Genomic DNA, 22,847 nt, shown 5'->3' with positions numbered 1-22,847 from the left:
TGGCCCCTCAAGGCCGACGCAATCGCTGCTCAATTTGCTGCAAAATTTGGGGCTTGGCGCGATCCAACTCCTTGCGTAAATATCCCTTGCCTACCTGTGGATCCGCTGCGGGCATCTGTGAGCTTTGGTCAGCCCACTGACGCAGCATTTGGCAATTGGCCGCCGTCAGATGGATTTTGGCCACATATTGGCAACTGTGGGGATCCTCAAGGGCAAAAAACAGCAATCGATAGCAACTTTGCTTGGCCAACTGCCGAGCCAATTCCAAATTTCGGGGCTGTTTCAAATCCAAATAGGACGGTAGCCATTTTGCCCGCCGCGTGCCATCCCCGATCGACACATAGAGCACCGTCAGCCACAGCACCATCGGATGGGGAGACATCATGCCCATAAACCGGCTGTAACAACTACTGCCCTCTTCGCTGGATTGAATGGCGCGGATCATGGGGCGTGGCAACATAATCCAAACCGTCACCAGCGGATCGCCACTGGTGGGCAACAGGTGAGGAAACACGATTTCCGCGACCGGCTTGCCCTTGGGCCAGGACTGCAACCGACAGAGCACATCAGGATCCGCATTGCTCGATCGCCCCCGCGATTCAGTCCCTCCCTCGTTGCCGAGAGAAGCGCCGGGCAAAGTGGCCCGCTGGAGCGTGCTTTCAATGCGACGACTAATCAGCCGGCCAGGACTGTAGCGGTGCTCCATCGGCTCCAAAGCTTGCAAAATATCGCTCACGGATGCGGGGCGATCGTCCGGCTTTTTCGCCAAGCATTGCAGAATCAGTGACTCCAGCGGCTTGGGCACTTTCAGCCCTGGCCGCGCCTCCGCAAAGGTCATGGGCGGGGTGTCCCGATGTACCTTATACCAACTGCCAAAGGAATGGGTTTCCGCCCGCAGGGGCATCTTCCCCGAGAGCATTTCAAACATCACCACGCCCAGGCTATAGATATCAGCCCGGCCGTCCAACTCCTTGCCTTCCATCTGCTCTGGTGAAGAGTAGGCCAGGGTGCCCATGAAGTGGCTGGTTTGGGCCGCATCCCCCTGCATGAGTTTGGCAATTCCAAAATCCAAAATCTTGACCGACTCACCCATGTCCGGATCTTGCACCACCAGCAGGTTGCTGGGCTTGATGTCTCGGTGGACGATCGGGCAAAGGCGATCCTCTAGCAAAATGCCCTGGTGAGCCGCCTGAAGTCCCAGGCAAATTTGATGGGCCAGATTGAGAAAACGCGGCAGGGGCATGGTTTCCCGTTTGACGATCGCCCCTAGGTCTCGGCCTTCGAGATATTCCATCACATAGAACGGAACCTCATCCTCGCTGACCCCGTAGTCCAATACCTGGACAATGTGCTTGCTTTTTTGCCCTAACAAAAAACAGGAGCGGGCTTCCCGTTTGAAGCGATCGCGCATTTTCTGGTTCAGCAAGGTTTGAGACAAAAATTTCACGGCCACGGGCGCATCCAGCAGGATGTGCTTGGCTCGATAAACGCGACCCATAGCACCGCGCCCGATCAACTCATCGAGTCGATATCGGTCGGCTAGCACTCGGCCAAGATTCGGGTCGCTCATAGCGTCTGCGCTCTTCTGCTGGGCTGATCGCAAAAATTAGAAATCGTCAAATCAAACCAAGAATGCAACAAATCCGGTGAATCCTATCAGTATCCACGATGCCCAGGCGGCGATGCCCAGGTGGCGATCGTCAATCCTGGGTATGCAGTCTTGGGTACTCAGTCGGCGGGGCCAGACCGTGAGATCAAGCGTTGAAATTCTGCGGATTCGGTTGCACCCAGACTAACTGGTCTATTTCCTCGTCATGATCCTTGCCAAAGAAACTCGATCAACTCGATCGAGCAGATGCCCGAGTGAGCAGATGCGTGATGAAACGGATGCTTGATGGAACGGATGCAACAGATCTAACTGATCCAATAGCCATATCTGACCTGATCAGAGTCATCAGGAGCTGTTCCCGAAGACTTGTCTAGAAGGCTAGGGCAAGCAAACCAACCAAAATTAAAGCAAAAAGTTGATGAACAATGCGATTGGCGGCGGGAGACCTTAAGGGCGATCGCCCGCCAGGAGTAGGGAAAAAATGGAGCGGCGGGGTTGGTTGAGGAGCGCTGGCAGGGAGGGGAATCGTTGGGCCTGGTTCCCCAATCATTGTCGCCTACTCCCAACTGATGGAGCAAAGGGGTCGATCGCGCCCTTGTGCAGAATTGGGCCCTTTGGCGGCTCAGTTTTGTGGCCCCGATGCGAGTGGAGGGCGAATCGATAACGTAGCGGTCGCAACCGTGAAAACGGTAAAAATCGTGCCGATCGCCTTGGGCCAAGCCAGAATTGGGGAAATCCCGTTTGCAGGTATCCGTGGAATACGCGGAATGTGCGGAATTTATTGAATTGGTGCAATTTGCGGAACTTGCGAAATTTCTATCAATTCTGGGAATTGGTCGCATCCATCGTTAAGTTTGTGTTGAGTTTTGCACCGAGAGTTTGCGTCTAGAGCTTGCGTCTAGAGCTTGCACCTAGAGCTTTGATCGCGAGTCTGCACCTGAATTTGTGTCCGGTTGGGGGACTGCCGTCTCCGCATTGGTTTTCCAGTTAAGTCTGATGGTCTTTGAACAAATGGTTGCTTCCTCAACTCCCCAGTTAATCCCGATCGTCTTGGCCGGTGGCAAGGGTGAGCGGTTTTGGCCCCTCAGTCGCCGTCAGTTTCCCAAGCAGTTTCTCTGTTTGGATGGCAGCGGCCGCAGTTTGTTGCAAGCGACGATCGATCGCCTGATTCCGTTGGCGGGGGCGGCGGAGCATGTTTGGGTTGTGACGGGCCAACATCTGGAAGCCACGGCCCGCGAACAGTTGCCAGAATTACCGGCGGCGAATTTTGCAATTGAACCGGAAGGGCGCGACACGGCCCCGGCCTTGGCTTGGGCAACTCTGGAGGCGGCCAAGCAATATGGCGATGAGGCAGTGTTGGGCTTTTTCCCGGCGGATCACTGGATTGGGGATGGGGAAGCGTTTGCCCAAACCCTGGCGGCGGCGGCGACCCTGGCCCGCACGGAGGGGGCGATCGTCACCTTGGGCATTACGCCAACCCAGCCGGCCACGGGCTATGGCTACATCGAACAGGGCGAGGCCTTAGGAGACTTTGCGGGACTGCCGGGCTATCGCGTCAGCCGATTCACGGAAAAGCCCGATCGCGATCGAGCGGAACAGTTCCTCGCCAGCGGTCGCTATAGCTGGAATAGCGGCATGTTTGTGTTTCAGGCCAAGACGGTGATTGCGGAATTAGAGCGGCACGCTCCGGAAATTATCGAACCGCTGCGGGCGGAAGGGGTGGCGGCCTATGGCCAGGTTCCCAAGTTGAGCGTGGACTATGCGTTGATGGAAAAGACCGATCGCGCCTGTATTGTTCCGGCGGCCTTTGCTTGGGATGACTTGGGTGATTGGAACGCGATCGAGCGGCTGTTAAAGGGCGATCGGACCAATGTGGATTTGGCTCAACATTTGGCTTTGGAGACAACCGGGGCGATCGTTTACAGCAGTGATCCCGAAGAGTTGGTGGTCACCATTGGCCTGGAGGATGTGGTGGTGGTGCGCGATGGGAATGTGACCTTGATTGTGGCGAAGGATCGCACCCAAGATATTAAGGCGGCGGTGAAGGCGGTGCAGGATCATCCTGAATGGCTCGATCGGCTCTAACGCGATCGCCTGAGTAACTGACGGAAACAAGGGGCCTAGGGACTGTCGTCAAATCGCCTGAAACCCTGATTCCACCGTTGGCAGCTCGTGGGGGGCAAGGGGCTTAAGCCCCTTGTTACAACGACTGGGATATGGAAAATCAATCGTTTCCACCTGATCTTAGGAAATGACGACAGGCCCTAAGTCCCTTGCCTGGCGCTCAGGATTCTGATTTTTGATGTCGGTAGAGATTTTGAGTTGTGCTCTAATCAAAGATCTTTGACGGTGCTCGTTTTCCTACCTTCCTATGGCTTTGCCCCCCTTGCCGGCCGCTTGCTGGCTGATTAAATCTGAACCCACGACTTACTCGATCGCCCATCTAGAGCGCGATCGACAGACCCTGTGGGATGGCGTGCGGAACTATCAAGCGCGTAACTTTCTGCAAGCGATGCAGCCGGGAGATTGGGCGTTTTTTTATCACTCCAATACGGAGCCACCGGGAATTGCGGGTCTGGCGCAGGTGGCCGCAGCCAATGTAGTGGATCCAACCCAATTTGACCCCAACAGCAAATATTTTGACCCCAAGGCCAGTCCCGATCGCCCCCGTTGGTTCACGGTGGAAGTGGCCCATCTGCAAACCTTCGATCGGTTCTTATCGTTGGAATGGTTGCGATCGCAATTCACGGCCGATGAGTTGCTGATTTTGCGACGGGGAAATCGCCTTTCCGTTACGCCGGTCGATCGCCCCGTGGCTGAGCGATTGCTAACCTTGGCCAGTTCGCCTCAAACCTCGCCTTAAACCTAAAGAGAGCCAAAATAGCGCCAAATTTAAAATTGGGTCACTCAACTCCATCGAACTTCAGCAGGCCGGGGGCTGGAGCGCCTTGCTCCGGCTTTGGAAAATTGCGCTTTAACCAAATTTTAAAGATAGGTTAAGCTGAGGCAACTGCCATTTTTGCTACGGTCGAGAGCGCGTCCGCCCCCAATCCCCATGATTAGCCAAGCCATTGCCCGCTACATCGAAGGTACCGACAGTTCCCACAAACCTTGGTTGCTGGTGCAGCTTCGCCTTGCCAAATTGGAAGAGCAGCGAGATCGCCTTTCACCAGCGGAATATTCCCAAGCCCTAGCGGACATTCACCAAGACTTGATGAATTTGGGTGAATGGTGGGTCGGTCGCGAACAGGAAATGTTTCGACCTCATGGGCCAGGCGGCAACGAGTAATGACTAGGGCGCAACGAGCTACCACGGAAAATCCCGATCGACCGGAATCGCAATCGATCGACCTGCAAGATCCGCAGTACTACTTCAACCGGGAACTGAGTTGGATTCAGTTCAACCGGCGGGTGCTGCACGAATCCATGGACGATCGCAACCCCCTGTTGGAGCGGTTGAAGTTCTCTGCAATCTTCAGCTCCAACTTGGATGAATTTTTCATGGTGCGCGTGGCTGCCCTCAAAAAGCAGGTGGAAGCGGGCGTGGCCAAGCGGCCCCCCGACGGGCGATCGCCCCAACAGCAACTGATTGAAATTGCCGAACACCTGCGCCCGATCGTGGCCGATCAACACCAACACTACGCCAAGGTGTTGCGCCCCCTGCTGGCCGAACAGGGCATTTACCTGCTGGATTACGTTGACCTGAACCAAGAGCAGCGGGCCTATCTCCATCAGCTCTTTGAGGCGGAGATTTTCCCGGTGCTCACGCCCCTGGCGGTGGATCCGGGCCATCCCTTTCCTCATATTTCCAACCTCAGCCTGAACCTGGCGGTAGTGGTGCAGGATCCGGAAACTCAGGAAGATCACTTTGGGCGGGTGAAGGTTCCCGAAAGCTTGCCCCGTTTTTTGCCCTTGGCGGCCGATAGTCTGGATCCGGCCACCCTCAGTGCCGATTGGGTGGGGGCCAATCCCGGTAAGCCGGTTTGGGTTTGCGTGGCGATCGAGCAGGTGATTGCTCACAACCTGGAAAGCCTGTTTCCGGGTATGAATATCCTGGAATATCAGCCCTTTCGGGTCACCCGCAACGCGGACATCGCCGTGGCGGAAGACGAGGCCGATGATCTGCTGCTGGCGATCGAACAGGAATTGCGAAAACGGCGCTTGGGCGGTTCCGTGGTGCGGCTGGAGGTGCTGGACACCATGCCCACGGAAATTAGCGATCGACTGCTCGAAGAGTTGGAAATTACCGCCGAGAGCGTCTATCCCGTCACCGGTCTGCTGGGGCTGCGGGACTTCATGGCCTTTTTGGGCTTGCCTTTGCCTCACTTGAAGGATCCGTCCTGGAACCCAGTGATTCCTAAGCGGGTGCAGCGCCTGCCGGAACCTTCAGAAAGTGTGCAATCCCCAGAGGAAGAGGAAGTCAGCGACTTTTTCACAGAAATTCGCCGTCAAGACTTGTTGTTGCACCATCCCTATCACTCCTTTTCGGCCACGGTGCAGCGGTTTATCACGGAAGCGGCCCGCGATCCGAATGTGCTGACGATCAAGATGACCCTGTATCGCACCTCTGGCGACTCCCCGATCGTCCATGCCCTAATTGATGCGGCGGAAAACGGCAAACAGGTGGTGGTGTTGGTGGAACTCAAGGCTCGGTTTGATGAAGAAAACAACATCAACTGGGCCCGCAAGCTGGAAAGCGCCGGGGTGCATGTGGTTTATGGCTTGGTGGGCCTGAAAACCCACACCAAGATTGTGCTGGTGGTGCGCAAGGAGCCGGAGGGCCTGCGCCGCTACGTCCATATTGGAACCGGAAACTACAACCCCAAAACTGCCAAGCTCTACACCGATGTGGGGCTGCTCAGTTGCCGGCCGGAGCTGGGGGCTGACTTGACCGATTTGTTCAATTACCTAACGGGTTATTCTCGCCAACGCGCCTATCGCAAGCTGTTGGTGGCCCCGGTGAACATGCGCGATCGGATGGTGGCCTTGATTCAACGGGAGCGCGACTGGGCCCGCCAGGGTCAACAGGGGCGGGTTGTGGCCAAAATGAACGCCCTGGTGGATCCGGTGGTGATTCGGGCGCTGTATGAGGCCTCCCAAGCGGGGGTGCAGGTGGATTTGATTGTGCGGGGAATTTGTTGTTTGCGGCCAGGTTTGCCGGGCCTGAGCGACCATATCCGCGTGGTCAGCATTGTGGGCCGCTTTTTGGAACATTCCCGCATTTTCTATTTCCACAATGGCGGCCAAGATGAGCTGTATATTGGCAGTGCCGATTGGATGCCCCGCAATTTGACGCGACGGGTGGAGGCGGTCACCCCGATCGAGGATCCGGACTTGGTGCAAGAGTTGCAAGCAATTTTGGGCGTAATGTTGGCCGACACCCGCAACGCTTGGGAACTGCAATCGGATGGGATCTATAACCAACGACAACCCCTTGGTAAATCAGATCCGCAAGCTTCCCAGGTGGTGTTGATGCAGTTGGCGGAACAGGAAGCGGTGTTGAAGGATGACGATTAGTTGTCGCTAGTGGTGGATTGATTGATCAATTGCGGTGGCGGATACGGTGGCAGCGTTGCCTGATGCCCAAGGCCTGGGGGCCAAAAGTTCTGTAGCCGAAAACCCTGTGGCCGAAAACAAGGAGCCGATCGCCCCTGAATTGCTTCGGCAACGGCTGCGATCGGCCATTTGCGATCGGCCCCAGGACTCGGATTTGTACGTGCAGTTCGCCCAGGTTCTAGCCCAACTGCAACGCTGGCCGGCGGCGGCCCTGGCCCTGTGGCGGGCGGCGGAGTTGGCTCCTGCTAACTGGCGGTTGTGGCTGCAAGGGGCCCAGGTGGCGGAAGGGCTGGGCGATCACCCGATGGCGATTCGGGCCTACTTGCGATCGCTCCAGGCCAATGGCAACGGGGCCACCTGCTGTTTTCGAGTAGCGCGGCTGCTGCGGGAATTGGGGCGCGATCGGGAAGCGGCCGACTGTGAGCGCTGGCAACTGCCCCCCGCGATCGTCCAGGAATTCGCGCGGTTGGACTATCCCTTGCATTGGTGTTCCGTCGCCGATTTACCCGCAGCACAAACCCGCTGGCTGGAGCCGATCGCGCCCTATCCTCCCCTCAAAGCTGCTCAGATGTTGGGGCCCGTGCATCCACACCTGGATCCAGACACCGCCCCCCAACTGCCGCCCTGGCCACGCCCCGGGGTGGTGGCCCTTCCCCAGGGGCGGGCCCAAATTTCCCAGTTGGGGATCTGCATCACCACGGCCGATCATCAAACCATTCAGGAACTGTCCTCGGGAATTGCACCCTTGCAGGCGGTGAGCCAGCCACCCCCCGTTCGGAAGTTGCCGGGTACGGCAGCCTTTCTGTCTGTGCGGTTTCGGCCCAACTATTGGCATTGGATGGTGGACTGTTTGCCCCGGTTGGCTTGGTTGGCGGAGGCGGGGTTTGAGCGATCGGCGATCGATTGGTGGGTGTTCGATCGCCTCGACTATCCCTTTCAATTCGCCACCCTGGAGCGCTTGGGCATTGACCCCGATCGCGTCGTTTCCAGTGATTGTCATCCCCACCTTCAAGCCGATCGGCTCTTGGCCCTACCATCTTTGGGCCGCTGCACCCCCATTGCTGATAACACCTTCACTCCCCAGACCCGCGAATTTTTGCGCCGGGAATTTTTACCGCTGGCAACGGCGATCGACCCGGCCCACTGTCCCGATCGGCTCTACATCACAAGGCGCAACAATGTGCAGCATCGCCGGTTTTTAAACGAAGCGGAAATTTTGCCCCTGTTGACCCAACGAGGGTTTCAGGCGGTGGATCTCGATGGTCTCAGCCTGGGTCACCAGGCCGCCCTGTTCCAGCGGGCCCGAGCCATTGTGGCTCCCCATGGGGCAGGTTTGACCAATTTGGCCTACGCCGAACCGGGCGCAACGGTGATTGAGCTATTTCCACCACGCTACGTGGCGAACTTCTTTTGGTTGGTGGCCAACTGTAGCCATTTGAATTACTGGGCCCTGTTGGGGCGCGAAACGTTGCCACCCTTGCCGATCGGGGACTGGATGGCCCAGGCCCAAGCCTATCGAGATGACTTGGAAATCGATCCTCAGGCCTTGGCAACCATTCTCGATCGGGCAAATTTATAAGAATCAGACAACGCTTGAAATTCCAGTTGCTGATCAGACCTAGACCAAAGCCGGAGCCAAATCTGCTGCGGTCAGTTGGTTCGGCGTGAGGTTGGCAATTTTGGCGAGCAGCGTTGTGCCGTTGCTAAGGTTCAAGAAGCCATCACTTACCGCAAGGCTGAGAGACTCGAAGTTAATTCCAGTGGGCAAAACGAGGCGATCGATCCCATCTTCAAAATCAAGAATCGTCTCCGTGCCTTCACCAATCACAAAGCGATCGCTCCCTGTGCCACCGATTAGAGTGTCATCGCCCCGATCGCCCGAGAGAACGTCATCCCCCAAATTGCCAAACAGCACATCAGCACCGCGCCCACCAAAGAGCAGATCGTTGCCAATGCCGCCGCAGAGCGTATCCGCCTGTTGGTTGCCAAAGAGCGTGTCGTTGCCTTCACCACCACAGAGCAGATCCGCGCCTGACTCAGATGTTTCCCCTGGCGTAGTGCGATCGCCAAAGATCAGATCATTACCACCGCCCCCCAGAACCGTATCTGCGCCCAGGTCACCCGAGAGGAAATCATTACCCGCCTCACCATTGAGCCAATCGGAGTCACGACCGCCAAACAGGAAATCATCGCCCTCGCCACCGAACAGATAATCCTGTCCCTGCCGTCCGCTCAGTAGATCATTACCCGCCAGCCCGACGAGATGGTCACTGCTAGGAATGCCGGTCAAGGAGTCATTGCCCTCGCTGCCCGTTGTTTGGGTTGCGGATTGGGGAATTGAAGGGTCTGCCAAAGTTTCGCAAGGACAAGTGGGCAGCGTCCGATCCGAAAGCGGCGTTGAATCTGCGAGCAGTTTGCCAACCAGCGGGAAACGATAGGATTGTGGGTCGCCATCGGTTTTGAGGAGAAACTGCCCCGAATAGTCACCCGCTTTGCCACTGAGCTTGAGGGTAATGGGAACAGCCTGACCCGGCAGCACAACTTCTGGCAGTGGGTTAACCAAGCTAAAGCCGTTGGGCAATTCCAGACCCAAAACTTTGAGGGGATAGGGGCTGAGGCTGGTGATGGTCAGAGTTTGGAGAGTGCTGGCATTGTCCTGACTGTCTCCGAAGCGAAGGGGAACATCCGTTGCGTTGAGCAGGGTGGGTCCGTTGTTGTCGAGGTTGATGGAGAAGTAGGCCGGCGGCGGGGGAGTAGCAACAATAGGGGCAGAGGGAGTGGGAGTCGGCGTGGGAGAGGGGGTGGGAGTCGGCGTGGGAGTGGAAACGACAGGCGGCGCGTCGTTGTCGGTGATCGTCAAAGTTGCTGTGCTTTGCGTGCCAATCGTTGCATTGGTCACACCGCTGACACTGAAGGTGATGGTTTCGGCGGCTTCAACCAAGCTGTCATCAATAATTGGGAGTGGGACGGTTTTGCTGGTCTCATTGGCAGCAAAGGTAACTGTGAGCGGGAAGCTTGTATCGGTATAGTCTGTGCCCCCTCCAGTTGCTGTGCCGCCGGTAAGGGTGACCTGAACGCTAGAAGGGCTAGTGAGAATCCCACTGCGGGTGAGGGTGACCGCGTTGCTGGTGCCCCCATTCTCTGGGGTGGAGAAGGTGGCAGCACTAAAGGCAATAGTGGGGGCCTCAGCGAGCTGGCGGATGCGATTGTTGATGGCATCTGCAACAAAGAGGGTACCCGTACTGTCGGCGGTGATGCCTCGCGGACCATTGAATTGTGCCGCGGTGCCCGTGCCATCGGCGAAGCCAGATGTGCTACCTGCGAGGGTGGAGACCACGCCCGCAGGGGTGATCTTGCGGATGCGATCATTGTTGCTATCTGCAACGTAGAGGTTGCCCGCACTGTCGATGGTGATGCCGAATGGACGGTTAAATTGTGCTGCGGTGCTCGTGCCATCGGCGAAGCCAGCCGTGCCATCCCCAGCTAGGGTGGAGACCACGCCCGCAGGTGTGATCTGGCGGATGCGATCGTTGAAGGCATCGGCAACATAGAGGTTGCCCGCACTATCGGTAGTGATGCTGTATGGAGCGTTAAATTGTGCCGCAGTGCCCGTGCCATCGGCAAAGCCAGATGTGCTACCCGCCAAGGTAGTGACAACGCCCGCAGGGGTGATCTTGCGGATGCGATCATTGTTGCTATCTGCAACGTAGAGGTTGCCCGCACTGTCGATGGTGATGCCAAATGGACGGTTAAATTGTGCTGCGGTGCCCGTGCCATCGGCGGAGCCAGATGTGCCGCTACCCGCCCAGGTGGTAACAACGCCCGCAGGTGTGATCTTGCGGATGCGATTGTTGAAGGTATCGGCAACATAGAGGTTGCCCGCACTGTCGATGGTGATGCCGTATGGAGTGTTAAATTTTGCCGCCGTGCCCGTGCCATCGGCGAAGCCAATTGTGCTACCCGCGAGGGTGGAGACAACGCCCGTAGGTGTGATCTTACGGATACGATTGGTGGCGGTATCTGCAACATAGAGGTTGCCCGCGCTGTCGATGGTGATGCCGGATGGATTCCTAAATCTTGCTGCCGTGCCCGTGCCATCGGCGAAGCCAGGTGTACCGCTACCTGCCAAGGTGCTGACAACCCAAGCCAGGATATGGGCATAGTCGGCGCGGACAATTTCACTGAGGGCAGGCAACGCTTCGATTTGCCCTGTGGTCACCTCCAAATCCCAGTCGCCGCCCAGGCTGGCCGCCCCCGTCAGGTCTTCGCTGACCGCCACGTCTGCTCCCGTCAGGTGCGCCAACACCTGCGGCAAACTAGCGGTGGCACCTGCGCCCACATTGCAGCCATAGAGCAACAAATCGGCCCCCGGCGCAAGTGCTTTTCGCCAACCCGCCAGTTCCTCGCTGTGGGTCGTGGCCGCACTGACCACATCCAAGGCCGAGTTACCCAAAAAGACCCGATTCGGCTCACCGTGGGAAATGATGTGAACGGAAGCTAGGTTTTGTTGATGGGCCAACGCCTCGCTAATTTGTTCAACCCCATCGCGGTTGGGATCGAGAACCAGCACCTGAGTGCCGGGAACCAAGCCATCACGCAGTTGCTCCCAATTGGGGACTTGCGAATCGAAGACGACGAGAGTTTGGGAGGGAGCAGAGGCCTGTTGATAATCCATGGTGGTTAGCTCAGAGTGGTGAGCGAAGGGAGATAATGTGTCGGATCCAGTCAGTAGTAGTGCTATCTAGTTAGGTTATTTAAGTGATAATCTTGATCAAGAATACTGAGACATCCAGGAAGCGAGGCAAGCTTCCTTTTTCGGATCCTGTATAAATTAGTTCTTAAGAAGCGTCAAGCTCAGATTACAGCCTTGCTGAGTTGCCTAAAGTGTCTCTTTATATACGCTCAACTTCAAGAAGTTTACGGATCAAAAAACTCGAAAAAGTCCTAAAAATGGGAATTTTTAGAGAAAATAACATTAAAGTGCCGCACGGTTCGATGTTTGGATTCTAGGAAAGCTAGATTGAGTCAAAAAAGAGTCTGTTTTCTATGAAAATGAATATTCTCTGATAAAAAAGATTTTTAATAGATACTTAAATAAAGCAGCACTATAAACCTTGAGTTTTCGATGCTGGATAATCAGCAAGAGTTTGCAAAGCCAGCCCAAAGTATTACTCTGCCTAGAGTTGAGGTTTTATATCGGCTTGGTGTCGATTGTTCAACCCCCAGAGGTCTTCTCCGTAGATTTCAGAAATTCCACGGAGAAGATAATTTCAGTTTGTGATGATGCAAAAGGAACCTAAGCTGCTTAGCGGGCTACTTGGTAGATAGATGACCTGACGGCAAACTTAGCCTCAGACCAAAGCCGGAGCCAAATCTGCTGCGGTCAGTTGGTTGGGTGTGAGGTTGGCAATTTTGGCGAGCAGCGTTGTGCCGTTGCTAAGGTTCAAGAAGCCATCACTTACCGCGAGGCTGAGGGACTCGAAGGTAATTCCAGTGGGCAAAACGAGTCGATCAATCCCATCTTCAAAATCAAGAATTGTCTCCGTACCTTCACCAATCACAAAGCGATCGCTCCCTGCACCACCGATCAGAGTGTCATCGCCCCGATCGCCGCTGAGCAGATCATCGCCATCGCTGCCAAACAACCAATCAGCTCCCCGGCCACCAAAGAGCAGATCGTTGCCAGTGCCGCCGCAGAGCGTATCCGCCTGTTGGTTGCCAAAAAGGGTGTCGTCGCCTTCTGCACCCGCCAGCCAATCGGCTCCTGCGCCACCCCACAGCCAATCAGAGTCACCCAGCCCCAAAAGTTGGTTGCTTTCGGCATTGCCCCACAGGGTATCTGCGCGATCGGAGCCGGTTTGGGTGCGATCGGGCATCAGCAAGGGCGGTTGACACCCATTACCGCTGTCCCCGATCGGGAAAGCGCTGAAGCTGGGGAGAACCTGACCGACAACCGGGAAATCGTAAACCGCTGGTTCGCCATTGGTGCGCAGCACAAAACGCCCGTCATAGGTTCCCGGTTGCTCCGTGAGGGCCAAGGTCACTTTAAGGGTGGCACTGGGCAGGACGACGGGCGGCAGGGTTTCCAGAATGGAAAAGCCCTTGGGTAATTGCAAATCCAAGAGCTTCAGGGGTTCTGATCCAATATTGGTGATGCTGATGATCTGTTGAGGCCAGGTTGCGCGGTTCGCATCCGTTGAGGGCTGGGTGAGTTGTACGGGGGCGGCGGTGTCGTCGAGGATGATTGGCCCGCCTCGATCGAGGGTCACAATCAGTCGAGGGGGCAGGGGTGGCGGTGGGGCGATCGGGCTGCTGGGGGGAATTTCTGGGCTAGGGGCGATCGGGGCCGGAGCGACAAAAGCTGGAGCAATAGGAGCCGGAGCCAAACCACCGCCCGAACTCAGGGGGCTGGGGGAGCTGACGGCCCCGTCGTTATCTTCGATCTCGATCGTTTGTACCAGGCTGCTGCCCAGGGTCAAGCCACTGGTAGTTGTTTTCAGGGTAATGGTGGCGGTTTCGGTTCCTTCCACCATCGCGTCATCCATCACCGTGAAGGTGACTGAGCCGGTTGTGTTGCCGTTGGTGATGCTGATTTGGGGTTGGCTGAGCTGATAGTCTTCCGGGGTGATGTTCGTCCCGCTGACTTGGAGTTCAACGGTTTGGTCGCCGATAACAGCCTGGGAAGCGGTGGCCGTGACGGTGATGATGGTTCGATCGGTTTCGGTTCCGTTGTTGCGGCTGACCGAGAGATTGACGGTGGGGTTGGGTGTGCCGGTGAGGGAGAAGTCATCGATCGCCAAACCATGATCATCGTCCGTGTCATTTCGCTCCACCCAACGGAGCCAGAGGGTGTCATTGTGGGCCCAGCTCAATCCGGACAGCGTTCCTCCAACGCCCGCAACCCGCCCCGCAGCATTCCCGTCAACCATGCCAGCCGTCGTAGTTGCCACAGGCGAAGTCCAATTGAACCCACTACCCGGCGCTGTCCAGGTTGGAACGGTTGTGAAACTGCTACCGAAGCCATATTCCAACACCATGGTTTGCGCAGTGGCGTTTCCCCCATTCCGCCACTGTTCACCTGCAAAGGAAATTGTGAGGTGATTGATCGTCGTGCTAGTGGTGTTTTTGGCCGCAAACGCAATCCATCCGGCAATCTTTCCGCTGTCAGGATTCTCGAAATAATCACCGCCGGAGCCGATACCGCCTAAGGCTCGATCGCTATTTTCAGTGAGGCCAAAGCTATAAAAATTGCCTGTAGTGGTGTTGCCCTGGCTCGATCGATAAATGGCTAAAGCTTGACCAGGAGCGGGCTGGCGAAACAAATACCAGCCGGACAGCGTAGTGTTATTAGTCCAAGCTAGATCACTGTTAGAACCGCTCGAATTGAGAGTGTTGAAGTTCTGACTATAGGAACCGCTAAATGAAATAGCCATTGATGCACCCTGGCTTCAAATCTTTCTAATGACGGGTTGTTTAAGTTATGAAATCGGTATTAATTTTATCTTGAATAGGATGATAATTGGTATCACAAAGAACGGACTCTAGGCGAGCCATGATTATCAGTCCTATGAGTAGCCATTACCATAGCGACCATCAACAGCGCCAAAAACGCAAAAACAAGGAGCGGAGGCCCCTTGTTTTCAGCAGTCTTACAAAACTGGCTTAAAAGGTATGTTTCATTGGGCTAATTTGAGCGTCAGCCACTCAACCAGGCTTGAAATTGAGAAGCCTACACCCGATCGCCCAGCCTTAGCGAGCGATCGAATGTAGGAGCATTCACAACCTCAAATTCAACAGAATCACCTGTCAGGAAAGACCCACAGAATCCGCGTTTTAGGCACGGCTCAGGGGCGTTGCTGGCACAAAGCTCGGCACCACCACATCACTGTTCTGTTTGGTCAGTTGGTCATACAACCGGTTGGTATTCGGGAAGTTCGCAGCCGGCAGCGTCGGGAACCGGCGATAGGGAACCGTATCCTCACCGAAGCACTCCGCATATTCCGGCGTGTTCAGCATGGCCGACACAAAGCCCTTCAGACCTTCCGTCGCCAGAATTTGGTTGTACTTGCGAATTTCCACCTGGTTCAAAGGTGCCCGGCCCAAGAAATGTTTCAGACCCAGTTCGATCACCTTCGTGTTCGGATAGGGAGCATAGAACTCCTTGGTGTACAAGCGAGAGCCGCCCAACGATTCGATGAATTCCTTCATCGTGATTTCGCCGTTGCCCAGCTTGCTTTCCAGCGCCGTGAACTCAGCCCGCACCACATAGGGATCCAAGTCACGTTCAAAGACCTGACGATAGGCCGCCGCGATCGCCGTTTTCAGGGCCACCTTATCGGTCGTGGTCGTCAGCTTGAAGGTCTTGGTTTGCTCGCGACGACGGCTCACCCCTTGGCCAGCACGGTTGCTCGCATCCCCTTCCGTGCGGATCGAGAGCGGTTGCCCCAGCTCCACAAAGCGCGGTGCTTCCGGTTCCGGCTTGGTCAGCACACCCTTGAAGCCCAGGTTACCTGGACGGGTTGTGCGCAAGGCTTGGCCGCCTGCTGTCAGATAGCGCTCGTAGGGAACCGTATCTTCCCCAAAGGCTTCCGCGTATTCCGCCGTATCGAGAATTGCATCAATCAAGGCGTAGAACCCTTGCTTGGCGCAGATGTCGAAGTACTTGTTGGTTTCGTTGCGACCGTAGGTGGGGCGGCCCAGCAGGCGACGGTGAATGTATTCCACCGCCTTCATCACGTACAACGAACTCCAGTAGGTCTTGCGGAACAGATCCGACTTGGCCAACTGACGGATGAATTCCTTAACCGTGATGTTGCCGTTTTCCAGCTTGATTTCGGCCACCGTCAGGCGCTGGCCTTCATACACATCGCGGCCAAACACTTGCAGGTAGGCAGCGCGAATTACGGCTTGGGTGGTGCTTTCCGAGAAGCGAATGCTGGCGGTCTTCACCGATTTGCCAATCCCGGGCAACTGATCCAGCTTGAACACCTTGGGCCCCATGGAGCCAGGAGCCTTGCCCACTGCACCCGGGTTGCTCAGTTGGTTCTCAATCCCGGCACCGCGCTTGATCAAGATCCGGCGGGTGTCCTTTCCAAAAGGCGCAGGCCGGTTCTTGGGATTGCGGGTTTCTTTCGGGAAGATCGCCCCAAACTGAATTTCCAGCGGATCATTGCCAACCCCGTAAGGGTGCTGATCGCGTAGAGGTTGTACGTAGTCCCCAAAGGTGGTGATGAACTGAGGAACCTTGCGGAAGGGAGCGCTGTAGTTGAACAGGTCGATCTGCGGGCCCCAGTTGCGGCACTCTTGGGCTTCTTGACCCAGACCACGCAGGTAAGGCACGGTTTCTTCGCCAAAGTAATCCGCATATTCTTGCGAATCGACCAGGGCATCGACCAGGGCCGCCAAGCCGCCACTCGAGACGATCGAGAAGTACTTTTGCACTTCTTCGCGGGACGAGGGGCCACGACCCAGGATGTGGCGGAACGCCAGCTCGAGAGCGCGGCTGTTGATGAACGGCTCGAAGAACTGCTTACGGTATAGGGGCGACTTGGCCAAGCGGCGGACGAATTCCTTCATGGAAATTTCGCCGTTTTTGACCTTCGATTCCAGGTCGGAAATCCCCAAGGAGTAGGCGCGGGTGATGTCGCGCTCAAACACTTGGCGATAGGCCGCCTTCACCGCATCGTTCTTTTCGGTGGCCGACAGGCCGGGCTTCATTGCGTACTTCACGCGCTTTTCAGCGGCGTTGGCGTAGATCTGCGGCAGGGCCAGACCCTGTTGATCCGCCGAAGGACGCTGACGCACCTTGTTGGACGGCGTGGGGGCCTTGAACTCCGTTAGCAATACGTCAAAGTATTGCTTGACGATTTCCGTGGCGTTGGCATCATCGCGGAAGTAGGTGAGGGCCGCTTGTTTCATGCCTTCGATCGCCACGATCGTGGCCGCCGTGGAACAGGCGTTTTCGATGATTTCGCGCAGACCACGGGTGTTCACGGCGATGATCGTCGGGTCACCGGCCACGATCGCGTAGGTCACATAGCGCAGGAACCAGCTCATGTCCCGCAAGGACTTTTGCATGTTCCGGGGGCCATAGCGGGCAACGCTAATGGGCCGGAAGCCAGCGGGAATGGGCGCGGAGGGGGTCAAGAAAAAGTCGCGCAGACCACTGAACAGGCCACCGCCACTGCTCTTGGCTTCCACGTAGGTAACGGTGCCGAAGGTCATGCCCTCTTGCACCGTCTTAGCCACGGGGTTGGTGGTGGTCGCCATCACCGGCTCATCCGTTGGCGGCTTTTCCAAGAAAGCCAGGGGCGAACCACCGGTAAAGATCTTGTTGGCCGCTCGCGAGACGATGATTTCGGCGTTAACCGTCAGGACTTGAGCAATGGCCAGTCGTTGAGCACCGGAGCTAAAGAAAGTTTTAAGTTCGCTGAGTTCCGCTGGGGCTAGGTAGCGATCTTGTTGTTCTGCTTGGGAAATTTTAGATACGGGAACAGTGCTGTAGAGCTGCGGACGGGCAACCGAGCTTCCACCACTTGCTTTAACGCTCATGAGATTCTAATGGTCCTTTTCTAAGTCAGGTGAACGACCGTACCGGGTTCTGTGACATTGGACAGAACCTTTAGCCCTTAGCCTCAGGTTGGCTCGACGCTGGCAACCCTCAACGGCTGTCGGCGAACATGGAAGGGACGATCTCAACTCAATATGGTTGTGAATCCACCCATTAGACTAAAACGATTCTGTGCGTGGGGCGGCCTTTGTTAAGAAGTATGTATGCTTCTCAGGCGGGCGATCGCAGGCATTGGAAGGGCAGGGGGTGCGATAGACTCGATCGCGGTGATGACCCTTGCGAGTCTTCGTTTCAGCCTCTTTTCAGCAATTCCTATATAAACAATCAACCCAATCAACCCCCTATTCAATTCCGATGGAAGCACAGCGCACCGCCCAAACCCTGGCCGCCGTTCAAAAGCTTTACGATACCTATCCGTTTCCGCCGGAACCTCTGTTGGATGAACCCCCGCCGGGCTATAACTGGCGCTGGAATTGGCAGGCGGCGCATCAATTTTGCACAGGCAGAAAGGCGGAACGGGCTGATATTCGGATTTTGGATGCGGGTTGCGGCACGGGTGTGGGCACTGAGTATTTAATGCACCTGAACCCGGAAGCCAAGATCACGGCGATCGACCTGAGTTCAGAGGCGCTGGGTGTGGCTCGGGAACGGTGTCGGCGGACGGGCGATCGGGTTCGCGGGGGCGATCGCGTGGAATTTCGCCACCTGAGTCTTTACGATGCCCAGGAAATTGCCGGCAAATTTGATTGGATCAACTGCGTTGGTGTGCTGCACCACCTACCTGATCCGATGCGAGGCATTCAATCCCTGGCCGCCAAGCTGGCTCCCGGCGGTCTCATGCATATCTTCGTGTATGGAGAGTTGGGCCGTTGGGAAATTCAACTGATGCAGCGAGCGATCCGCCTGCTCCGTGAAAGCCCCACGGGCCCGGCAGACTCCAATCCCTATCGCGATGGTGTTCAGATTGGGCGATCGTTGTTTGCGGCCTTGCCCGAAACGAACCGACTGGTGCGACGAGAGCAGGAGCGCTGGTCGATGGAAAACCAGCGGGATGAGTGTTTTGCAGATATGTATGTCCATCCCCAGGAAGTGGACTACAACATCGACACCCTCTTTGAATTAGTTGAGGCCTCGGGCTTGGAATTCCTGGGTTTTTCCAACCCTGATTACTGGCAGCTCGATCGCCTCTTGGGTAGCAATCCGGAACTGATGGCGCGAGCCGAGGGCTTGAGCGATCGACAGCGCTATCGCCTGGTGGAGCTACTGGATCCCGAAGGGGCCACCCATTACGAATTTTGGTTAGGTTGCCCGCCGGTCAATCGCCTCACGTGGGAAGATCCCAACGCCCTGGCCGCGGCCCTACCGACCCTGAATCCCTGCATGGATGGCTGGCCCAGCCGTTGTCTATTTAATCAGGACTATCGGATTGTCAGCTTGGACGATGCCACGTTCCAGTTTCTGAGTGCCGTGGCCGCCAACGAAACCACTGACCAACCCCAGTCGATCGCCCAACTCCTGAGCCAGCAGCCGGGCTTCACCCTCGAAAACGTGCGATCGCTGCTTGATCAGCGCCTGTTATTGCTGACTCCCCAACGCTAATTCAATCCCTAGCCAACCACCCGCCAAATCCGGGCACAGTCAAAATCGCTCCCCTCAGCAACCTCGCCCATTTCCCGTGAAAAACGCGCAACACCTGCGTGGTACAATCGCACCTGGCTTAGGGCCGCCGGGTCAGCATTCAACAGCCAGGAGTTTGCAACCGATGGACTCTCCAACGGTCGAACCAATCACCGCCACGCCGGAAGTTTCTCCCGAAGCGATCGAGGGCCCTTCCGAAAACGGCGCAGCCATGGAGGAATACTACAAACTCCAACGGGAGCTGTTAATCGGCTCTTTGGCTGTATCTCTGGTGATCTTTCTGTCTGTTTGGGCCACCTACAGTCTCAACACCGCCCTGAGCTATTTGCTGGGAGCGCTGGTGGGCATTGTATACCTGCGAATGCTGGCCAAAGATGTCGCCACCCTGGGTAATGGCAAACAGCAATTGAGTAAAACTCGGCTAGCACTTTTTGTAGCCATTTTCCTCATTGGTGCTCGAGTTCAGCAACTTGAACTGTTGCCAATCATCCTTGGGTTTTTGACCTATAAGGCTGCTCTAATTTTCCACACGTTGCGCGCGATCGCAAAGCCCAACCCTTAGGCTAATTGCGAGAGCAATCTCGTCAAATGCCTATGCAAAACAGCGTTGCTATGTTCGATCTTTTTTCAAACATTCCGTTCTCTCCGCTAGCAGAACTGGAAGTTGGTCAACACTTCTATTGGCACATTGGCAACTTCAAGGTACATGGGCAAGTTTTTCTTGCTTCTTGGATTGTCCTGGGGCTACTGATCGTTACTTGCATCTTGGCAACTCGTAACATTCAGCGAGTACCGTCGGGATTGCAAAACTTCATGGAATATGCCTTGGAGTTTATCCGCGACCTTACCAAAACCCAAGTGGGCGAAAAAGAATATCGAGCATGGGTTCCCTTCGTTGGCACCTTGTTCCTATTCATTTTCGTGTCGAATTGGGGTGGTGCACTCATTCCTTGGAAACTCGTTGAGTTACCGTCTGGTGAATTGGCTGCTCCTACCAACGACATCAACACAACGGTTGCCCTGGCACTGACCACATCGGTCGCCTATTTCTATGCAGGATTGAGCCGAAAAGGGTTGGGTTACTTCGCCGATTACGCGCAGCCGACCCCGATCATGGTTCCCTTCAAAATCATTGAAGACTTTACCAAGCCGCTGTCGTTAAGCTTCCGTTTGTTTGGTAATATCCTAGCGGATGAACTTGTGGTGGCTGTACTGGTCTTCCTGGTTCCCTTGTTCGTGCCCATTCCGCTGATGGTTTTGGGGCTGTTCACGAGTGCAATTCAAGCCCTGATTTTTGCAACTCTGGCGGCATCCTACATTGGTGAAGCAATGGAAGATCACCACGGCGAGCATCACGACTAACTGCCCTATTTTTGGGGTTATGAAACAGAGTCGTGAACGCATCAATTGGGGATTGTTTCCCTTCTAATTACAAGACTCTCAACAACAATTCAAGGACGGACTACGACAATGAATCCTACGATTGCTGCTGCTTCGGTTCTGGCTGCTGCTCTGGCTGTGGGTTTGGGTGCAATTGGCCCCGGTATCGGTCAAGGTAATGCGGCTGGTCAAGCTGTGGAAGGGATTGCTCGTCAACCGGAAGCAGAAGGCAAAATCCGTGGCACCTTGCTGTTGAGCTTGGCGTTCATGGAAGCTCTGACGATTTACGGTCTGGTGGTGGCACTGGTGCTGCTGTTCGCTAACCCCTTCGCTTCGTAAATATTGGTTTTCGGCTTTTGCGAACGAGTTCTACCTGAGGCAGCGAAAGGCGCTTGCTTGATGCGAAAGCCTTTTGCTGCCCCAACTCGCGAAAAGGGGCTGTCAACCATCTGCTGGGAGTAAGCGAAATGCTATACGCACTCGTACCAACGCTGTTGGCAGCGGAGGCAGAAGGGGGTCTGTTTGACCTTGATGCCACCCTGCCCCTGATGGCAGCGCAGTTTCTAATTTTGGCTTTGATTTTGAATGCGGTTTTGTACAAGCCCCTGGGACAAGCCATTGACCAACGGGCCGACTACATCCGCAGCAAGCACCTGGACGCACAAGAGCGCCTGGAGAAGGTGAAGTCGCTGACGGCGGAATATGAACAGGCTTTGGCGGAGGCCCGCCGTAAGTCTCAGTCCATCGTAGCGGATGCCCAAGCGGAGGCGCAAAAGTTGGCGGCTCAGACGGTGGCAGATGCACAGCGACAGGCCCAATCGGAGCGGGAAGCGGCTCAACAGGAAATTGATGGTCAACGGCAGACGGCTTTAGCTGCTCTGGACGGTCAAGTGGCGGTGTTGAGCCGTCAGATTGTGCAGAAGTTGTTGGGTTTTGAGTTGGGATGAGGTTGTGATGACGAACATGTTTTTGGGTTCGATCGCCCCTCATTTGTTGGCCCATGGATCGTTCGGAATTAACACCGACATCCTGGAAACCAATGTGATCAACCTGGCGATCGTGTTGGGGGTTTTGGTCTACTTTGGTCGCGGCTTCTTGGGTAACCTGCTGGGAACTCGGAAAGCGGCGATCGAAGAGGCAATCACCGAAGCGGAAAAGGCTCAAGCGGAAGCCGTGAAAGCCTTGGAAGAGCAGCAGCGCAAGCTGGCCCAAGCCCAAGCGGAAGCAGAGCGCATTACTGCCGAAGCGAAGGTTGCGGCTGAGCGGACGAAGGAGGCCATTTTGGCCAAGTCTACTCAGGACGTGCAACGGATGCGTGAAGCCGCGTCCAATGACTTGGCGGCTGAGCAAGAGCGTGTGATTGCGCAATTGCGTCAACGGGCTGTGTCTGCAGCTTTGGAGCAGGTCAACGACCAACTGCGCTCGCGCTTGAATTCTGATCAACAGCGAGATTTGGTTGATCGGAGCTTGTCCCTGATTCAAGGGGGAGGAAACTAACGATGCAAAGCAGTTCAATGATCGCCAGCATCGCCGAGCCTTACGCACAAGCTTTGATGACCTTGGCTCAGAAGGAAAGCTTGGTGGCGCGTTTTGGCGAGGATGTGACCTACCTGCGAGGTTTACTAGCAACCTCTGAAGAGTTGGGTGCTCTGTTGTCTAATCCGTTTGTCAAGGCGGACGATAAAAAGTCTGTACTCGATCGCCTGGCGGGTGAAACGCTGCACCCGTTGATGGCGAACTTTTTGAAACTCTTGGTCGATCGCAAGCGGATTGCGCTGCTGGATGTGATCGCCCAGAAATATCAAGACCTGCTGCGCCAGTTTACGAACACGGCCTTGGCGGAAGTGACTTCTGCGGTGGAACTGACGGAAGAACAACGCCAAAGCGCCATTGAGCGGGTTAAACAGCTCACCGGGGCCGCCAGCGTGGAACTGGTGACGAAGGTTGATACCGATTTGATCGGCGGTGTGATTATCAAAGTCGGCTCGCAAGTGGTCGATGCCAGCCTGCGTGGTCAATTACGACGCATGGCGCTGACTTTGGGCGCAATCTAGCTCTGTTGGTGAGCAAATCCCGAGAGCCGCAACCAAGATA

Annotated in this window: 16 protein-coding genes; 12 read left to right on the top strand and 4 right to left on the bottom strand. The window is 55.8% G+C overall.

The annotated features are described in order from the left end of the window. Positions 1–7 precede the first annotated feature (7 nt). Positions 8–1,570 (bottom strand): serine/threonine-protein kinase, encoded by a 1,563-nt coding sequence (locus AC2IAX_RS06150; protein WP_494389786.1) that lies wholly within the window; start codon positions 1,568–1,570, stop codon positions 8–10. Positions 1,571–2,620: 1,050 nt separating this feature from the next. Here AC2IAX_RS06150 and AC2IAX_RS06145 point away from each other — a divergent pair. From AC2IAX_RS06145 to AC2IAX_RS06125, 5 genes are all read left to right on the top strand, one after another. Further along, positions 2,621–3,694 carry a mannose-1-phosphate guanylyltransferase gene (locus tag AC2IAX_RS06145; RefSeq protein WP_494389785.1) on the top strand — a complete coding sequence of 358 codons (1,074 nt, stop codon included), beginning with the start codon at positions 2,621–2,623 and terminating at the stop codon, positions 3,692–3,694. Positions 3,695–3,980: 286 nt separating this feature from the next. After that, on the top strand, positions 3,981–4,472 hold the full coding sequence (locus AC2IAX_RS06140) for an EVE domain-containing protein (protein WP_494389784.1): 492 nt from the start codon (positions 3,981–3,983) through the stop codon (positions 4,470–4,472). A 192-nt stretch (positions 4,473–4,664) separates the two neighbouring features. Beyond that, on the top strand, positions 4,665–4,898 hold the full coding sequence (locus AC2IAX_RS06135) for a hypothetical protein (RefSeq protein ID WP_099535054.1): 234 nt from the start codon (positions 4,665–4,667) through the stop codon (positions 4,896–4,898). Continuing rightward, positions 4,898–7,126: a polyphosphate kinase 1 gene (gene ppk1 / locus AC2IAX_RS06130; protein WP_494389783.1), complete on the top strand. Its 2,229-nt coding sequence runs from the start codon at positions 4,898–4,900 to the stop codon at positions 7,124–7,126. Before AC2IAX_RS06135 ends, ppk1 begins: the two co-directional genes overlap by 1 nt. Before the next feature lie 34 nt (positions 7,127–7,160). Beyond that, positions 7,161–8,744, top strand: coding sequence for a glycosyltransferase family 61 protein (locus AC2IAX_RS06125; RefSeq protein WP_494389782.1), 1,584 nt, complete (start codon positions 7,161–7,163; stop codon positions 8,742–8,744). A 39-nt stretch (positions 8,745–8,783) separates the two neighbouring features. On the opposite strand, the gene AC2IAX_RS06120 is transcribed toward AC2IAX_RS06125, so the two are convergent. From AC2IAX_RS06120 to AC2IAX_RS06110, 3 genes are all read right to left on the bottom strand, one after another. Beyond that, entirely contained in the window at positions 8,784–11,840 is a 3,057-nt protein-coding gene (locus AC2IAX_RS06120; RefSeq protein ID WP_494389781.1) for a DUF4347 domain-containing protein, read from the bottom strand. Between the two features lie 676 nt (positions 11,841–12,516). Then, positions 12,517–14,598 carry a calcium-binding protein gene (locus AC2IAX_RS06115; RefSeq protein ID WP_494389780.1) on the bottom strand — a complete coding sequence of 694 codons (2,082 nt, stop codon included), beginning with the start codon at positions 14,596–14,598 and terminating at the stop codon, positions 12,517–12,519. Between the two features lie 400 nt (positions 14,599–14,998). Continuing rightward, positions 14,999–17,716, bottom strand: coding sequence for a phycobilisome rod-core linker polypeptide (locus AC2IAX_RS06110; protein WP_494389779.1), 2,718 nt, complete (start codon positions 17,714–17,716; stop codon positions 14,999–15,001). A gap of 373 nt (positions 17,717–18,089) precedes the next feature. Here AC2IAX_RS06110 and AC2IAX_RS06105 point away from each other — a divergent pair, with 373 nt between their 5' ends. The 7 genes from AC2IAX_RS06105 (at position 18,090) to atpH (ending at position 22,807) form a co-directional block, all read left to right on the top strand. Further along, a complete protein-coding gene (locus AC2IAX_RS06105; RefSeq protein WP_494389778.1) occupies positions 18,090–19,334 on the top strand; it encodes a class I SAM-dependent methyltransferase in 1,245 nt (414 codons plus the stop codon). Positions 19,335–19,497: 163 nt separating this feature from the next. Next, positions 19,498–19,935, top strand: a complete 438-nt coding sequence (locus AC2IAX_RS06100) for an ATP synthase subunit I (protein ID WP_494389777.1) — start codon at positions 19,498–19,500, stop codon at positions 19,933–19,935. Between the two features lie 32 nt (positions 19,936–19,967). Continuing rightward, entirely contained in the window at positions 19,968–20,735 is a 768-nt protein-coding gene (gene atpB, locus AC2IAX_RS06095) for a F0F1 ATP synthase subunit A (protein ID WP_234406579.1), read from the top strand. 108 nt (positions 20,736–20,843) lie between these two features. Next, positions 20,844–21,092, top strand: a complete 249-nt coding sequence (gene atpE / locus AC2IAX_RS06090; RefSeq protein WP_099532136.1) for an ATP synthase F0 subunit C — start codon at positions 20,844–20,846, stop codon at positions 21,090–21,092. Between the two features lie 128 nt (positions 21,093–21,220). Continuing rightward, a complete protein-coding gene (locus AC2IAX_RS06085) occupies positions 21,221–21,700 on the top strand; it encodes a F0F1 ATP synthase subunit B' (protein WP_494389776.1) in 480 nt (159 codons plus the stop codon). Between the two features lie 7 nt (positions 21,701–21,707). Further along, the gene (locus AC2IAX_RS06080; RefSeq protein ID WP_494389775.1) at positions 21,708–22,250 is read left to right on the top strand and encodes a F0F1 ATP synthase subunit B; all 543 of its coding nucleotides are present in this window, start codon (positions 21,708–21,710) and stop codon (positions 22,248–22,250) included. A gap of 2 nt (positions 22,251–22,252) precedes the next feature. Next, entirely contained in the window at positions 22,253–22,807 is a 555-nt protein-coding gene (atpH, locus tag AC2IAX_RS06075; RefSeq protein ID WP_494389774.1) for an ATP synthase F1 subunit delta, read from the top strand. Positions 22,808–22,847: the final 40 nt, after the last annotated feature.

This window comes from Limnothrix sp. HT2024 (genome assembly GCF_059138625.1).
This window is presented reverse-complemented; position numbering and strand designations above follow the sequence as displayed.

Coding starts and splice junctions, on each gene's coding strand:
- atpE (WP_099532136.1), top strand. CDS start 20,844: ATGAATCCTACGATTGCTGCTGCTTCGGTTCTGGCTGCTGCTCTGGCT.
- AC2IAX_RS06135 (WP_099535054.1), top strand. CDS start 4,665: ATGATTAGCCAAGCCATTGCCCGCTACATCGAAGGTACCGACAGTTCC.
- atpB (WP_234406579.1), top strand. CDS start 19,968: ATGCAAAACAGCGTTGCTATGTTCGATCTTTTTTCAAACATTCCGTTC.
- AC2IAX_RS06150 (WP_494389786.1), bottom strand. CDS start 1,570: ATGAGCGACCCGAATCTTGGCCGAGTGCTAGCCGACCGATATCGACTC.
- AC2IAX_RS06080 (WP_494389775.1), top strand. CDS start 21,708: ATGACGAACATGTTTTTGGGTTCGATCGCCCCTCATTTGTTGGCCCAT.
- AC2IAX_RS06145 (WP_494389785.1), top strand. CDS start 2,621: ATGGTTGCTTCCTCAACTCCCCAGTTAATCCCGATCGTCTTGGCCGGT.
- atpH (WP_494389774.1), top strand. CDS start 22,253: ATGCAAAGCAGTTCAATGATCGCCAGCATCGCCGAGCCTTACGCACAA.
- AC2IAX_RS06140 (WP_494389784.1), top strand. CDS start 3,981: ATGGCTTTGCCCCCCTTGCCGGCCGCTTGCTGGCTGATTAAATCTGAA.
- AC2IAX_RS06100 (WP_494389777.1), top strand. CDS start 19,498: ATGGACTCTCCAACGGTCGAACCAATCACCGCCACGCCGGAAGTTTCT.
- ppk1 (WP_494389783.1), top strand. CDS start 4,898: ATGACTAGGGCGCAACGAGCTACCACGGAAAATCCCGATCGACCGGAA.
- AC2IAX_RS06115 (WP_494389780.1), bottom strand. CDS start 14,598: ATGGCTATTTCATTTAGCGGTTCCTATAGTCAGAACTTCAACACTCTC.
- AC2IAX_RS06110 (WP_494389779.1), bottom strand. CDS start 17,716: ATGAGCGTTAAAGCAAGTGGTGGAAGCTCGGTTGCCCGTCCGCAGCTC.
- AC2IAX_RS06120 (WP_494389781.1), bottom strand. CDS start 11,840: ATGGATTATCAACAGGCCTCTGCTCCCTCCCAAACTCTCGTCGTCTTC.
- AC2IAX_RS06105 (WP_494389778.1), top strand. CDS start 18,090: ATGGAAGCACAGCGCACCGCCCAAACCCTGGCCGCCGTTCAAAAGCTT.
- AC2IAX_RS06085 (WP_494389776.1), top strand. CDS start 21,221: ATGCTATACGCACTCGTACCAACGCTGTTGGCAGCGGAGGCAGAAGGG.